Origin of the sequence: Halobacteriovorax sp. RT-2-6 (genome assembly GCF_047085025.1) — a bacterium.
Classification (GTDB): domain Bacteria; phylum Bdellovibrionota; class Bacteriovoracia; order Bacteriovoracales; family Bacteriovoracaceae; genus Halobacteriovorax_A.
Window position 1 is genome coordinate 1,591,352 of record NZ_JBKIYH010000001.1, and the last position, 13,836, is coordinate 1,605,187.

15 protein-coding genes are annotated in these 13,836 nt (G+C 37.3%); 4 read left to right on the forward strand and 11 right to left on the reverse strand.

The window, feature by feature from the left end:
* The first annotated feature begins 4 nt into the window (after positions 1-4).
* Entirely contained in the window at positions 5-1,576 is a 1,572-nt protein-coding gene (locus ACMAYS_RS07480) for an ArnT family glycosyltransferase (RefSeq protein ID WP_392990689.1), read from the forward strand.
* Here the strand turns inward: ACMAYS_RS07480 and ACMAYS_RS07485 are convergent.
* From ACMAYS_RS07485 to ACMAYS_RS07535, 11 genes are all read right to left on the reverse strand, one after another.
* On the reverse strand, positions 1,558-2,310 hold the full coding sequence (locus tag ACMAYS_RS07485; RefSeq protein ID WP_103218837.1) for an alpha/beta fold hydrolase: 753 nt from the start codon (positions 2,308-2,310) through the stop codon (positions 1,558-1,560). The two genes, ACMAYS_RS07480 and ACMAYS_RS07485, sit on opposite strands and share 19 nt — an antisense overlap.
* Positions 2,311-2,313: 3 nt before the next feature.
* Positions 2,314-3,270: a DUF2817 domain-containing protein gene (locus ACMAYS_RS07490; protein ID WP_392990685.1), complete on the reverse strand. Its 957-nt coding sequence runs from the start codon at positions 3,268-3,270 to the stop codon at positions 2,314-2,316.
* Positions 3,271-3,951 (reverse strand): hypothetical protein, encoded by a 681-nt coding sequence (locus ACMAYS_RS07495; RefSeq protein WP_103218835.1) that lies wholly within the window; start codon positions 3,949-3,951, stop codon positions 3,271-3,273.
* A 53-nt stretch (positions 3,952-4,004) separates the two neighbouring features.
* Positions 4,005-5,276 (reverse strand): Y-family DNA polymerase, encoded by a 1,272-nt coding sequence (locus ACMAYS_RS07500; protein WP_412463032.1) that lies wholly within the window; start codon positions 5,274-5,276, stop codon positions 4,005-4,007.
* Positions 5,277-5,285: 9 nt separating this feature from the next.
* Positions 5,286-5,681 (reverse strand): LexA family protein, encoded by a 396-nt coding sequence (locus ACMAYS_RS07505; RefSeq protein WP_103218833.1) that lies wholly within the window; start codon positions 5,679-5,681, stop codon positions 5,286-5,288.
* Between the two features lie 78 nt (positions 5,682-5,759).
* On the reverse strand, positions 5,760-6,275 hold the full coding sequence (locus ACMAYS_RS07510; protein ID WP_103218832.1) for a hypothetical protein: 516 nt from the start codon (positions 6,273-6,275) through the stop codon (positions 5,760-5,762).
* Positions 6,276-6,322: 47 nt separating this feature from the next.
* Positions 6,323-6,808, reverse strand: coding sequence for a hypothetical protein (locus tag ACMAYS_RS07515; protein WP_103218831.1), 486 nt, complete (start codon positions 6,806-6,808; stop codon positions 6,323-6,325).
* A 53-nt stretch (positions 6,809-6,861) separates the two neighbouring features.
* Complete coding sequence (locus tag ACMAYS_RS07520) at positions 6,862-8,124, reverse strand: Glu/Leu/Phe/Val family dehydrogenase (RefSeq protein WP_103218830.1); 1,263 nt, start codon at positions 8,122-8,124, stop codon at positions 6,862-6,864.
* 109 nt (positions 8,125-8,233) lie between these two features.
* Positions 8,234-8,980, reverse strand: a complete 747-nt coding sequence (locus ACMAYS_RS07525) for a hypothetical protein (RefSeq protein WP_146037899.1) — start codon at positions 8,978-8,980, stop codon at positions 8,234-8,236.
* Between the two features lie 177 nt (positions 8,981-9,157).
* Complete coding sequence (locus tag ACMAYS_RS07530) at positions 9,158-10,039, reverse strand: ParB/RepB/Spo0J family partition protein (protein ID WP_103218828.1); 882 nt, start codon at positions 10,037-10,039, stop codon at positions 9,158-9,160.
* Between the two features lie 107 nt (positions 10,040-10,146).
* Positions 10,147-10,923, reverse strand: a complete 777-nt coding sequence (locus tag ACMAYS_RS07535; RefSeq protein ID WP_158246927.1) for a ParA family protein — start codon at positions 10,921-10,923, stop codon at positions 10,147-10,149.
* A gap of 209 nt (positions 10,924-11,132) precedes the next feature.
* On the opposite strand from ACMAYS_RS07535, the gene ACMAYS_RS07540 reads away from it, so the two are divergent.
* From ACMAYS_RS07540 to ACMAYS_RS07550, 3 genes are read left to right on the forward strand one after another with little or no spacing between them, the layout of a single operon-like run.
* Positions 11,133-11,450, forward strand: a complete 318-nt coding sequence (locus tag ACMAYS_RS07540) for a rhodanese-like domain-containing protein (RefSeq protein WP_103218826.1) — start codon at positions 11,133-11,135, stop codon at positions 11,448-11,450.
* Positions 11,451-11,478: 28 nt separating this feature from the next.
* Positions 11,479-12,585: a quinolinate synthase NadA gene (nadA, locus tag ACMAYS_RS07545; protein WP_103218825.1), complete on the forward strand. Its 1,107-nt coding sequence runs from the start codon at positions 11,479-11,481 to the stop codon at positions 12,583-12,585.
* 36 nt (positions 12,586-12,621) lie between these two features.
* Positions 12,622-13,770 (forward strand): cysteine desulfurase family protein, encoded by a 1,149-nt coding sequence (locus tag ACMAYS_RS07550; protein ID WP_103218824.1) that lies wholly within the window; start codon positions 12,622-12,624, stop codon positions 13,768-13,770.
* The last annotated feature ends 66 nt before the right edge of the window (positions 13,771-13,836 follow it).

Genomic DNA, 13,836 nt, shown 5'->3' on the forward strand with positions numbered 1-13,836 from the left:
AAATATGACAAAAGTTTCAGATAAGAATTTATTTATTATTTTTACATTCCTATTTTCAATTTTCTACTTTTGGGACATTGGAAATATTAGTGCCCCAAGACAAGGGACAGAATCATTATATGTGCAAATATCACAAGATATGTATGACACAAATAATATTATGACACCCCACTATCGCGGAGAGAGACATTGGTCAAAACCACCAGTTCATTTCTGGCTGCCGTTTCCTATTTATGTACTAATGGGAGAATCTTCTTTAACAGGTGCACGAGCGTCGATGGCATTTCTTACAATCGCTCTCGGTATCTTGACTGCAGTTTGGTTAAAAAGAAGATTTAATATTGAACCACTATTATCTCTGGCCTTCTTTTTAGGAGGTTATGGTGCTATTAAATTTGGTCGAACATTTATGATGGAAACATCTCTATCTCTTCTTCCATTTATTAGCTCACTCTTTCTTTTTGACTACTTAAAGACAAAGGCTAAAAAGTATTTTATTTGGGCGATTCTTTTTGGAGCGGCAGGAGCTCTAATCAAAGGCCCTGTTTCAATTGTTATGAGCTTTCTTGCAATGTCTCTTTATCAAGCTTTCTTATTCAAGAAAGAAAAGCGCTTTATTATTAAAGAGTGCTTTTTCTATTTTCTATCGATTACTATTTTGAGTTGTCTTTGGTACTTCATTAGTTATCTAAACTATGGTGAAGAGTTTTTCAATTACTTCTTCGTAAGAGAAAATGTAGGAAAATTTGATCAAAAGCCAATGCCAATGATTAAGGTATTCCAAGGACTCATTCTCTATTCTCTTCCATGGTTATTAATTCTTCCATTTGCTTGGAAGAAAGTAAGAGAAAACTTTAAGAACTTAAATAATGAAACATATTTTTTCTTTGCACATTTTTTATGTTTCTTTATCACATGGTTAATTCCATCTCAGAGATCACACCACTATGCAATACCATCAATTCCATTCCTAATGGTTTTCATGCTCTTGCAAATTGATATTGAAACTATTCGAGAAAAGGCAAAAGGTATCCTTTTTATCTTCTTGCCAATAAATATCCTATTTTTGGCCATTGGATGCCTACTCCTTTATTTTTCTGATGGAGTAACGATCGTTGCCAATTTACTATTTGTTGCTCTAATTATTGTGACAAATATTTTCATTCTTAAAAGAAAGATGCTCATTGCTTTCAACACGATGGGACTATATTTAATTTTCTTATGGTCAGTTGTTGCATCTCAATTTTACATCTTACCTGTTCCACAAGCCGCTCAAGGTCTTTTCAAAGATAAAAATGTAGCACTAGTTGATCGTCGTTCTTACTTTTACGAGCAAACTCTTGAGATGAATGTTGAGCCAATTAGCTACGCAAATATCTCTTCATTTCTAGAGAAAGAAAACACTGTGGTTATTACTGCAGAATCAAAAACTCCTTTAGAGTATCGTAAGAATTTAAGAATTTTAGCAAAATGGCAAAAATGGAAGAGAAGAGTTAAATGGCCACATATAAAAGCGGCCCTTAATGCACGCTCTTATGGGCCATTAAAAGAAGATGTTTATTTACTATCTAAGTAATGCTCTTCAATCTTTTTAATGATCCATTCAGGATCGTCTAGAGGTAAATCGTGTCCCGCTTGTTCATGTAGTTCAAGCGCGGCACCAAGCCTTTTAGAAATTTCAACACTGCATTTATAATTTGCAAGCTTATCTTGCTTGCCTGCAAGCAACAAGACATCCGTTTTCAATTTCTTAGGTAAACGGTAGTGTGATGCCGCAATTAACTGCCTTACAAAGTTAGCGCGATTAAGAGGTCTTTCCTCAAAATATGCAGCATATGCATCAAGTAAATCATCAGACAACTCTTTCATCTTAACAGTTAAAGATAAGGCCTTTTCTTCTCGTTCGCGGTGATTGTTATTAAAGGCCAGTTTTGAAAAGGTCGTTACTGCCTCAAGAGACATACGATGATAAATTTTCCCTGAGTCACTCGTTGAAGTGTTAAGAAGAACGGCATGTTCAAAGTCATCGCTATGTCGCTCACACCAATCAAGGGCCATCATTCCCCCCATTGAAATTCCGATAACACTCCACGGGCCATCATTTTCTTCTTTAAGTTTTAGCCAATCACTTCTCATATCTTCAACATAATCAGATATCTTTAATGGAGACTTCTCTTCATTCTTGCTACCAACACCCAAGTAATCAATTGCAAAGACATGATTTGTGCCTTTCATTTTTTTTACATAGTCAGGGAATTCATACCAATGTCGACTATCTCTTGCTAAACCCCTAAGAAGCAACCAATTCATAACTTACCTTTTCACCCATGCTTTAGAACTTCCAACAGCTCGAAAGAGAAATTTAATTAGCATAATATGTCTTCTCATCGTTCGATCATATCGATGAGACTTAAGAGGATTAAATAATCCTCCTCTTCTAAATATTTGTAATGGATTCTTTTTAACCCAAATCCAACTTCCCATCTCAAGAGTTAAAGGTAGATAGACTCCCTCTGGATTTTTTTCTAAATACTCATCATATAGATAATCCCAGGCATCACCTTGGATTGTATAACTTTCAGATGTCGGCTCTATTCGATAAATATGATGAGGATGGGTTTCATTTAATAAGTGCTCTAGGTTTTCCATTTCTGTTATATGCTTAAAAGGTGTAAGCGTTCTGGCATAAGGATACCAAAGTCGATCTCTTAGGCCAAAACCAGAATGGAAGTCGACAGAGATAGCACGCTGAGATTCAAATATATGTTCTTTCACATAGTCTACTAGAGTTTGAAGTTCATGCTCCATTTGATCACTATTTCCCTGATACCATGGAAGCTTATCTGATAACTTATGTCCTGATAGTAGAAATTTTGTTTTCTCATGAGTTCGCGATGGTGAGTTTCTCATAAGATCAATATTGTTTGGATTAGAGCGGCGATGATGATACATGCCCCATGGATTGATAAGAGGAATCGATACGATTCTAAACTTCTCTAGGCTTCGTCTTAACTCTTCATCCCAAGATAGTTGTTTAAATAATGAAGAAAGATAAGTAACAACGACTTGTGTCCCTACTTTTTCTAGTCCGTGAATACCACCAAATAAACCTAGAACCGGAGCGCTTGGATCTGAGCTACCAATTTCAAAACTATGAATTGGATAGCTCTCACCTTCATGATTAATACGTGTAATTTCACGACAACGAATGAGTGGGTCTTCGATACAAGTTAATTCGCTTATGGCATTTAACTCATCGAAGTCTTTCATTTATGACCTCTGGAAAGTCTTGTCGTTATAAGGAAATAAGAAAATAACGAAGAACATTGCACACCCAACAAGTTCTACAACTTCTCCTTTTTTACCGTGATCAATTAAGCTTACTAGAATAAACATTAAAAGATAAAAAAGAGAGTGCATTAACTTTGGAACAGGAACTGCAAAGTCATCAACAAGATACTGAATAAAACCAATTGCTCTATAGAGAAATGGAAGAATTAATACATAAACACCAACAATAATTCCGACAATAAGACCAAAGATAATTTTATTAACTTTGAAATCACCGAATTTTAAGTTGTGGAGTGTAATATCATTTTGTGTATTGTATTGCTGAAAAAACTCAGGCGCAGTCACGTTGAAAATTCTTTGGCCCCACGCAATCTCTTCTCCAAATCCAAAAAAGAAAAGTGCTGCAAAACCAAGAAGCGCAAATGAGAATAATTTTGGCTTTGTACCTTTTAACTTAAAGTAGCGCCACAGACAGACAAATGAAACGAGTAGTAGATAGATGGCCTGTTGTATTTCTAAGAATCCATCTTCAACTGTGTAAACATCGCTAAACCATTGAGGATTCGCTTTCGCAAAATACATTCCAAAGAATACCATATGGGCGATTGATGTTAATATTACTGCTTCAAATATATTAATCTTGTCTTTAAATATGCTCATTTCGTCATTATAGTCACGTCATCAACTAATGGCAATATATGTCATCGCTGACACTACGAACATTTTGGCAATTCGCTCCAACCTGTGACATAGCGCAAAGAAACTTTCTCCCTTCGCATTTTCCATGCCTGATTATCGACCCCACAGGCCATTGACCTAACCATGCCACTTCCCTCTCGTCGATTAATTTTATCAATGATTTCCATTAGCTTCACACTTCGTGGATCATCTAATTCTTCAAATAGGCTTTGTTGGATAATCTCTGAATCTGAAAAGTCTCCAAGCTTTACTCCGGCCTTTTTAAAACAAACCCCCATGCGAAAGAGATCATCAAGGGCCGCCCATGCATACTTGATAATTTTTCTGGTATCACTTGTTGGACCAAGAAGCTTAACTTTGTCTTTACCATAATATGGCGTTTGATCGATCTTATGTGGATCACTTAAACAAAAAACTTCAATAGTTGAACACAAGCTCTGCTGATTTCTCATTTTCTCACTGGCATTTGTTACATAATTGGCCACTGATTCTCGCAAGCTTTTTAGATCCACAACACTTGTACTAAAGCTTCGTGAACATAGAATTTCTTTCTTTTTAGGCTGAGCTTCTTCTAACTCAAAACAGGCAATTCCTCGTAACTCATCTTGAGTCATGCGACCTAGCTTAGTTAAAAGTCTTTGTATGACATGAGTATTTTTGAACTTCTTAAAATCATACGCCGTTTTAATTCCAATGCTTTTTAACTTTACGCTATTCTTCCTTCCAATTCCCCACACGTCTTCAATAGGAGTTCTCTGAAGTGCAATATCTTGCAACCTCTCTTCTAGAATACACACGACTCCTTGCGCCTTTTGTGACTTCTTCCCAATATGATTGGCCACTTTTGCGAGAGTCTTTGTTGGTGCAATACCAATACTTACGGGAATCCCCGTCCATTGCAGCACAGTTTTTCGAATATGCTGACAGTACTCATTTAAATCTCCGCTTACACCAGTTAAATCAATAAAGGCTTCATCAACGGAGTAGATCTCTATTGATGGAGCGAAGGTAGCAAGAACATGCATTACCCGATCACTGATATTTGTATACAAAGAAAAATTAGAAGAAAAAACATGAACATCGTGTGACTCACAAAGCCTCCTTACTTTAAAGTACGGGTCCCCCATTTTTACTCCCAAGGCCTTAAGCTCAGGAGTTCGAGAGACAAAGCACCCATCATTATTTGATAAGACACCAACAGGTTTATTTCTTAACTCAGGTCGAAATAGTCTTTCACAAGAACAGAAGAAGGAATTACAATCCACCAACGCATACACTTTCTCCATCGTAAAACCTCATAACTCTTTCATGTCACGGGCCACGGCCACAATTGGCCCCCACACCAAGAAGTCCATTTCTTCTGAAATGATAATGTCTCGATGCAGGGGATTGTGTGAGCGCAAAATGGACTTTCCATCTTGTCTAATGAATCTCTTGCACAAGAACTCTCCGTCCAGATAAACCACGGCAACTCGACCGCTCTTTACTTCTAAAGATCGATCGATAACCAGGACGTCACCGGGCATAATCAATGGTTCCATCGAGTCACCTTGTGCTTCAAAGAAAAATGTCGCAGAACGATTCTGTACAAAACGATCATCTAGAGATTGATAATTCTGTATGTGATCCTCGCTGATTCCAAAGAGTCCACAATTTGCAATCGGTAGTTTTGCTCTAATTTTCTTTTCCATTAAAGTTAGTATAACTTACGCACAACTTACGCACAAGAAAAAGAATTACTTTCCCACTCAAGTAGCAATTACAATAACTTATGATGCATCGGGGAACTTAATAATCTCATCAAGGGGAATAAAGTACGTAAGTCCTCGAAGATCTTGGGTGTAGCTTGCAATCACTTTCAAGTTCATAGCATCCAATCTCTCTAAAAAAGCATGGGATGTTTCATCAAATCGAAAGGGCTCAATCTTTCCTCGTGTTGAGATTCTTCCTGCGCAAAGACAATCATTTAAGTTTTGAATGGGAAGAACCCCGGCCATTGACCAATAGAGAATCAAAAGTGGTAACTCAAGCCAGCGATAAAGTTCTTCTTTAGAGCTTAGAGAGCCTAAAACCATATTGTCATCAATGCACAGAACATAGCGCTTTGGTGAGATTTTCAAGTTGTACTTCTTTGAGAGAAAAATAAACTTCTCTTTTATCGACTTTCCTTTTGTACCAAGACCAACAATTTCAAGTCCGGGAACTCCCTTTGAAGCATAACCATAAATTTCTGTTAAATGTCCCTTCCCCCCAAGAGGTAGAAGACCTAGCATTTGCTTGTGCATAATCCCTCCTATTACTAGGAGTGCAAGAGTCATGAATTTTTTTTTAATTATAAATTACTAGAATTAGGGATCTTAGCTTTTGACTGATAAAAACATTTTAAATGAGGAGGATAAATTTCTAGAATCATCGCAGATGAAACTTCAAGAGAGTGAGCGAAGTCTCCCTTTAAACTTTGACAAGAGCCTTTTGCGTCCTTACAAAATTTTTCGTACTTATCTTTACATGTAAGTTCAAGAATAACAGTATCAGAGAAATGACAAGAGACCTTTCCATCAACAAGGTCAAAGCGAGCTTTTGTGTAATTTAGTTTTTTTGAAAACTTAGATTCACAAAATTTTGCAATCTCAAACTCTTTTCCCATGCAATCGATCTTCGTTGTCGAAGACTTACTCATTAACATTGCATCTTTTACACCAAAAAATTCACACACCTTTGCGTAGCTGAAAATCTTGCGATCAGCGCCAGTAACAAGTTCACTAGTAACACTAGCGAAAATGCAGAATGTAAAAAGAAGTGTTGCAATATATTTCATAATAAAAAAAAAGCGCGCCCATTAAGGACGCGCCTATGATTGTAATATAAATCTTAACCTGGGAAAAGACCTCTAAGTCTCATTGCTCTCTCTAGTCTTCTTAGAGCGGCAACGAAAGCAGCCTTTTTCATATCAATATCATATTTCTGGTGAGCTTCATAAACATTCTCGAAAGCATCTTTTAGGATGTCGTGAAGTTTTTTGTTGATCTCAGAAAGATCCCAGAAGAAGTTCTGAAGACCTTGTACCCACTCAAAGTAAGAAACGATAACACCACCAGCGTTACAAAGAATATCTGGAACTAGGAATGAACCATTCTTAGTTACGATATCAATCGCAGCTTTATTAAGTGGACCGTTTGCACCTTCTGCAATGATCTTAGCTTTAACATTGTGAGCATTCTTTTCAGTGATAACACCATCGATTGCTGCAGGGATTAAGATATCAACTTCAAGAGCGAAAAGTTCTTCGTTAGAAATTTTCTCTACTCCATCCATATCAGCAAGAAGGCGTCCACCTTTTGCCCAAGCAACAGCTTTTTCAATATCAAGGCCATTTGGATCATAAATAGCACCTGAAACATCAGATACAGCAACGATCTTTGCACCTTGTGCTTGAAGGTCCTCAGCAGCAGGAACAGCTACCTTACCAAAACCGTGAATTGCAACTGTTGTATTTGTATCAATTGTCATTCCAAGTTTCTTTGCAGCAAAGTTAACACAGAATGCAACACCTTTACCTGTAGCTTCACTACGACCTAGTGAACCACCAACAGTAATTGGCTTTCCTGTTACTACACCTGGAACAGTGTAACCTTTTAATTGAGAATATGTATCAAGCATCCACGCCATTGTTTGACCGTCAGTACCAATATCTGGTGCTGGAATATCAATCGTTGGACCGATAATCATGTTGATCTCAGTAGTGTATCTTCTAGTTAGAGACTGAAGCTCTTGACGAGAAAGTTTTGTTGGATCAACACAAATACCACCTTTTGCTCCACCTAGAGGCAGACCAACAAGGGCACATTTAAAAGTCATAAGCATAGCAAGACCAGCTGTTTCAGCTAAATCTACGCCTGGGTGAAAACGTACTCCACCTTTTCCAGGCCCAAGAGTCATATTGTGCTGAACTCTGAATCCTTGAAAAGTTTTAACAGTACCATCGTCAAGACGAATAGGAACTGCTACTTGAAGTGCTCTTTTTGGGTGTTTAAGTCTGTCGGCAACGTTTGGATCAAGTCCCATAATTGCTGCAGATTCTTCTAATTGCGCAATGGCATCCTGGTATAGTGGATTATCTAGAAGATTGCTCATTTTTTTAACTCCGTTATACGTAAAATAAGGACTAATTTACTCCTATTGTAACGGAAGCGCTAGCTTTTGCTTAGGGCAAAAGCTGACTTTTTTTGGCGAATTCGGTTAATTAGAAATTGAATGGTGCATGATAATTAATGCGCAGCACATGGTCAGCATTACTTCCCCCTACCATATCAATTGAAGACGCTCTTGCTCTCAAGTTATTTGTGATGGCCTGTTCAACATAGAATTCAACAGTCGTCCCTGCCGGATTGTAATCAACAGAGGCAATAGTACGGTTATCATTAAATTTCTTTTGTAGCTGCATTGTCACGCCATCAGATAAAGAAAGGTGTGTGTTTGCATCGATATAAGGATTGATAAACTTAATTGTTGCAAGACCTTTTAGAACCTTCGCTCTAAACTTCACTTTAAAATTTGGTAGAAGCTCAGCTTCAGAACTAGGTGAAAGAGTATCTTTCATATTTCCAACGGCTTCAAGAGTTGAGCCTTTCTTAGCAGATTTAACAGAGCCCGAAATTCTCTTATCAATATATCTTAGAAATTGCTTATTAAAGTAGCGCTTTCTCTCATCAAGAGTCGAAAGTCGATAGATCGTCGTCGTAGAAAGATCCCAATTTTTTACGTACTCATCGCGTTCTTGTAGCTGATGGTAGTGATTAGACATACGCTGAAGGACGCCGGCCTTATCGTAAACAAAGACGTAATCAAGAAATGTTTTATACTCTTCAGGCTTTGGCGTGTAGTCCACATCTGCATAGAAGCTTTGCGGAGTACGATCTTGAATCTTCACTCTAGGGTTGAAGTTTTTAAACAAAGTTAGGTCAGAAGCAACTGTCTGAATAGTAAACACTACCAGAGTTAGCTGTATAAACCTTGAACAGTGTGTATAAAATTTCTCTCTCTTGTTTGCCTTGTTTAGCATCGTAAGCCCCTCAAATTACATAAGTAATATGTTTAATTACTAATATAATTTGCAAGGACGATGCCAAAGGTGAACTAGTTAAACTAGCTCACCTAAAAGCAGCGATTACATATCTACGATATTTTGTGTTTCTTTAAGAAGTTGATTTAGAAGCGCTTGCGTGTCTTTATCAAGCTTCTTTGATTTAGCTTGAGATTTAAGCGTCTTGATGAATGCGTTAGCAGTAAGTCCCTTTGGAACTGTTGGAGTTTTCTTAACTTTACCAGCTTTTAGGACACCACCATCTTTAATGGCCTTCTTAAGCTCAGCTCTTTTAGTCAACTCACCTTTATAAAGCATCTTTGTAAGTTTAGTTTTAAGAACACCTTTTTCAAGAGCATCAAGTTCAAGAAGAACATACTTCTCAATATTAAATGCTTTTGCCGCTTCTTTAATTTTCTTGCCCATTTTAGCAATCATTAGTGAGCGGTGAACTTCAGACTTAGAGATACCAAGTGCAGCTTGGATCTTTCTTTCACTAGCTTTTGTCGCTTTTTGGTAATTAAGAATACCATCTGCTTTATCAATATAATGAAGCGCTTCTCTTGAAGAGTTTTCAGAGAACTGAATTGCCATAAGCTCTTGTTCTGTTTTCTTATCAAGAATAAAACAAGGACACTTTTCTTTCTTAATAAGTGTCATGGCACGGTAGCGTCTTTCACCACAAATTAGAACTAGTCTGCCTAACTTATCTTTATGAAGAACAAGTGGTTGAATTAGACCGTTTTGCTTAATGTTTTCAGAAAGCTCTTTAAGAGAGCTATCATTAAACTTCGTTCTAACCTGTTCTTTAACTACGATTTCTTTTAAATAAACTTCATCAAGCTTAGCACCTTGAAGAAGGCGATCACCCGATAGTCTTTCAACTACTTTACTATCTAGACCTTCAGTCAGATCGATTGTCTTTCTTTGTCTTTTAGAAACTCTTGGAGCAAAGTCTTTTGCCATAAATTCCTCTTCCCTATGTTGAGACTGTTTTCCTTTAAAGAGGGCCAGTCACACACACATGGCCCCTTTAAAAGCGAAACACATCCGTGTGTCTCAAAAATTATAGATTATAGATTTAATGATTCCCAAAGTGCCGTGTAATCACCGTGACCACGAGACTTTTTCCCCATCTTACAGATAGGTCTTCTTAACGAAATTGATTCTTGCATTTGAACAAGATTTCTAATTGGTGGCGTAATATTGAAAGATTGAGCAAGTTCTTCAAGTCTCTGCCTTTCAATCTTTCTTCTAGTATTAACCATTGATGGAATAATTGAAAATTCAAGTGATGGATTTTCAGTTTCTTTAATAATTTCGAAAGTATCCATTAACTCTTCTAGACCATCAATTGAGTAGTCCTGTGCCTGAGTTGGGATAAGAATTCTATTTGAAGCAACTAGTGCCATAATAAGCTCATCTCCAAGCATTGGAGGAGTATCGATTACAACGTAATCAAACATTCCTTCAGGAACTTGCTCAAGTCTAAGTCTCATCAACCTTTCCTTACGACCTGCTTCTTTTCTAATCTCACCTTCTGAAAGGATGAGAAGTTTAGAAAGATTGGCCATATGACGGCTTGATGGAATAACTGTGATATTCTTATGAAATTTCCCCTTACCTTCTGATGGAACCATAACGTCTTCAATAGTAACGTCACCAATTAACCACTCAGGGATAAGAGTTCTGTGAATTTGTAAATTAAAAGTTGAACTTAGATTGGCCTGTGAATCTAGGTCAATAACAAGTACTTTGTTCCCTTTATTAGCTAAGTGTGTCGCTAATTGGTAGCACTGCATTGTTTTCCCAACACCACCCTTGTTATTTGCAACCGTAATAACTTCCATGTAAGCTCCCTCGGTCATCCCTTTGACCGTAATAAAAGACTATCTATATAAAATGTTAAGAAAACTATCACGCAACGTCAAATACCTGATAAAACATTTTTTTTAACTTAGCGCAACACGAACTGGAACCAATTTTAAGGATGTTCAGATGACAGCTCGTTTCAAATGTTCTATCTTCCAAAACGTCAATTATATAAGGAGATGACACAATGATTAACTTTATGGAAGTTGGTGAATTAAAAGATTTAATGGACAAGAATACAGACCTAGTTTTAGTTGATTGTCGCGAACAAGATGAGTGGGATGCTGGCCATATTGATGGTGCTATCTTTATTCCTCTTTCTGATTTTGCAAATCAATTTGGTAATCACCTAACTGACAAATCAAAGAAGATCGTTGTTCAATGCCGCAGTGGAAAGAGAAGCTTAACTGCTTGTCAATTTCTACTAGAAGAAGGATTTGAGGACCTTTACAACCTTGAAGGCGGAATTCTTGCTTGGGACGAAAGCGGTTACCCAATCAAATAATTAATCTTAAAATCGAGAAGGAAGAAAAATGTTAGATCTATTCGGTAAAGAAGAAGTTCACCGTCCGATAATTTCTCAAGAAGAGTTATCTGATGAAGAAGTACTAGTTGAGTTAAGAAAGATCAAAGAAGAACTTAAAGATCAAGTTGTGGTTCTTGGACATCACTATCAGCAAGACGACGTTATTGAATTTGCAGACTATAAAGGTGACTCACTAAAGCTAGCACAAGATGCAGCCGTTTTAGACAAGCCTTATATTATTTTCTGTGGCGTTCACTTCATGGCAGAAACAGCAGATATGCTAACGAATGAAGATCAACACGTAATCCTTCCCGACATGCAAGCTGGATGCTCGATGGCCGATATGGCAAATCGTGAAGAGATCGATAAAGCATGGGCATTCATGCAAAGATCAACTAATGATAAGATCATCCCAATTACTTATATCAACTGTGCAGCAACTCTTAAGTCATTTGTTGGCGAGAACGATGGAACAATTTGTACTTCATCAAATGCACACAACATTATCAAGTGGTCCTTTACTCAGGGACAAAAACTACTATTCTTCCCTGACCAACACTTAGGACGCAATACTTGTTTTGATCTAGGGATTCCACTAGAAGATATGGTTGTTTACAACCCAAATATGCTTAATGGTGGATTAACAGCAGAACAAATCGATAATGCAAAAGTAATTCTTTGGTACGGATTCTGCTCTGTTCACCAAGGCTTTACTGCAGCTCAAGTTGAACAAATTAAAAAAGATAAACCTGATACAACTGTTATCGTACACCCTGAGTGTAACTTTGATGTTGTACAAGCAGCTCATGACAATGGATCAACTGCATACATCATTAATAAGATTAAAGATGCACCAGCTGGTTCTAAATTTGCCGTTGGAACAGAAATCAACTTGGTTAACAGACTAGCAAATGATTTTCCAGACAAAGAAATCACTTCCCTGTCACCTTACCAGTGTTTGTGTACAACAATGTATCGAGTAAGACCTCGTTGGCTACTTGCCAGCTTTAGAGCAATTAAGGAAAATAAACCTATAAATATAATTAAAGTAGATGAAAAAACAAAAGAGTACTCATTAAAAGCACTTAATAAGATGCTTGAGCTGAGTAAGTAATAGGTTTAATACACAAGATTAAGGAAGAGGGACAACATGCAAGAAATTTACGCGGATTACAATGGTAGTGCTCCAATTTGTAATGAAGTTAAGGAGTATATTATCAACCGACTTAACAAGGGGCCATTTGCTAACCCAAATGCTACTCACCACGTCGGCGCTCGCGTAAAAGTTGCAATGGAGAATGCTCGTTCAGTATGCGCAAAGCTTTTAGGTGCGCATATGAGCCAACTAGTTTTTAACTCAGGCTCAACTGAAGGTATCTCAACTGTTTTCCAATCTGTTTTGTTAAATAACCCAAAAAAGAAAATCATCATCTCGGGTATTGAGCATTCAGCGGTAAGCAATAATGCTCAATTCTATGCAGATAACTTTGGTTGTGAAGTATACACACTTCAAACGAAACCAAATGGTATCGCAGATATTGAAGACCTCATTAATCATATCGATGACAATACTGCTCTTGTTGCAGTAATGGCCGCTAATAATGAAACTGGTGTTATCCAGCCATATAACGACATTGCAAAAATCTGCCAAGAACAAGGCGTACCTTACCTTTGTGATACAACTCAATTTGTAGGTAAAACTTGTTTTAACTTTGAAGAGTCAGGTATTGATTATGCAGTGATCGCTGGACACAAAATTGGCGGAATGACAGGCTCTGGTATTCTCGTAGCTAAAGATCCTACAACATTAAAGCCTCTTATCATTGGTGGTGGTCAAGAAAAAGGCCTACGTGGTGGAACACAAAACTACTTAGGTAACGAAACTCTTGCAGTAGCGCTTACATATTCAATGAATAACCTACAAAAACACGAAGCTATTAATAGCAAACGTGAAGAATTTGAAAAGAATATTAAAGCTAAGTTTCCACAAGTTGTTATCATTGGTGAAGAAGCTCCAAGACTTTCTTCAACAACATATCTTTCATATCCAGGTATCCACGGACAAGCAGTTCAAATGGAGCTTGAGTCGGAAGGTATTTATGTAACAACTTCATCAGCATGTTCTGACAATAATCCTCAGACATCTAAAGTTCTTAAGGCCATGGGAGTAGCTGACGATATTGGTCGCGGCGTAGTGAGAATTTCTTTAGGGCTATGTAACGATCCGGCCCTCTATGATAGAATTGAAAATGCACTTACAATTGCATATGAAAAACTATCTAAAATTAGAAGCTACTAGAACTTGAAAAAAAACAAATTACTAATACCTATATTGATACTTATCGGAGTTATCACTTCATGTAGT

What these genes read in the sequence shown, in the direction of transcription:
- ACMAYS_RS07480 (WP_392990689.1), top strand. Translation starts at nt 5, where the DNA reads ATGACAAAAGTTTCAGATAAGAATTTATTTATTATTTTTACATTCCTA.
- ACMAYS_RS07485 (WP_103218837.1), bottom strand. Translation starts at nt 2,310, where the DNA reads ATGAATTGGTTGCTTCTTAGGGGTTTAGCAAGAGATAGTCGACATTGG.
- ACMAYS_RS07490 (WP_392990685.1), bottom strand. Translation starts at nt 3,270, where the DNA reads ATGAAAGACTTCGATGAGTTAAATGCCATAAGCGAATTAACTTGTATC.
- ACMAYS_RS07495 (WP_103218835.1), bottom strand. Translation starts at nt 3,951, where the DNA reads ATGAGCATATTTAAAGACAAGATTAATATATTTGAAGCAGTAATATTA.
- ACMAYS_RS07500 (WP_412463032.1), bottom strand. Translation starts at nt 5,276, where the DNA reads ATGGAGAAAGTGTATGCGTTGGTGGATTGTAATTCCTTCTTCTGTTCT.
- ACMAYS_RS07505 (WP_103218833.1), bottom strand. Translation starts at nt 5,681, where the DNA reads ATGGAAAAGAAAATTAGAGCAAAACTACCGATTGCAAATTGTGGACTC.
- ACMAYS_RS07510 (WP_103218832.1), bottom strand. Translation starts at nt 6,275, where the DNA reads ATGCACAAGCAAATGCTAGGTCTTCTACCTCTTGGGGGGAAGGGACAT.
- ACMAYS_RS07515 (WP_103218831.1), bottom strand. Translation starts at nt 6,808, where the DNA reads ATGAAATATATTGCAACACTTCTTTTTACATTCTGCATTTTCGCTAGT.
- ACMAYS_RS07520 (WP_103218830.1), bottom strand. Translation starts at nt 8,124, where the DNA reads ATGAGCAATCTTCTAGATAATCCACTATACCAGGATGCCATTGCGCAA.
- ACMAYS_RS07530 (WP_103218828.1), bottom strand. Translation starts at nt 10,039, where the DNA reads ATGGCAAAAGACTTTGCTCCAAGAGTTTCTAAAAGACAAAGAAAGACA.
- ACMAYS_RS07535 (WP_158246927.1), bottom strand. Translation starts at nt 10,923, where the DNA reads ATGGAAGTTATTACGGTTGCAAATAACAAGGGTGGTGTTGGGAAAACA.
- ACMAYS_RS07540 (WP_103218826.1), top strand. Translation starts at nt 11,133, where the DNA reads ATGATTAACTTTATGGAAGTTGGTGAATTAAAAGATTTAATGGACAAG.
- nadA (WP_103218825.1), top strand. Translation starts at nt 11,479, where the DNA reads ATGTTAGATCTATTCGGTAAAGAAGAAGTTCACCGTCCGATAATTTCT.
- ACMAYS_RS07550 (WP_103218824.1), top strand. Translation starts at nt 12,622, where the DNA reads ATGCAAGAAATTTACGCGGATTACAATGGTAGTGCTCCAATTTGTAAT.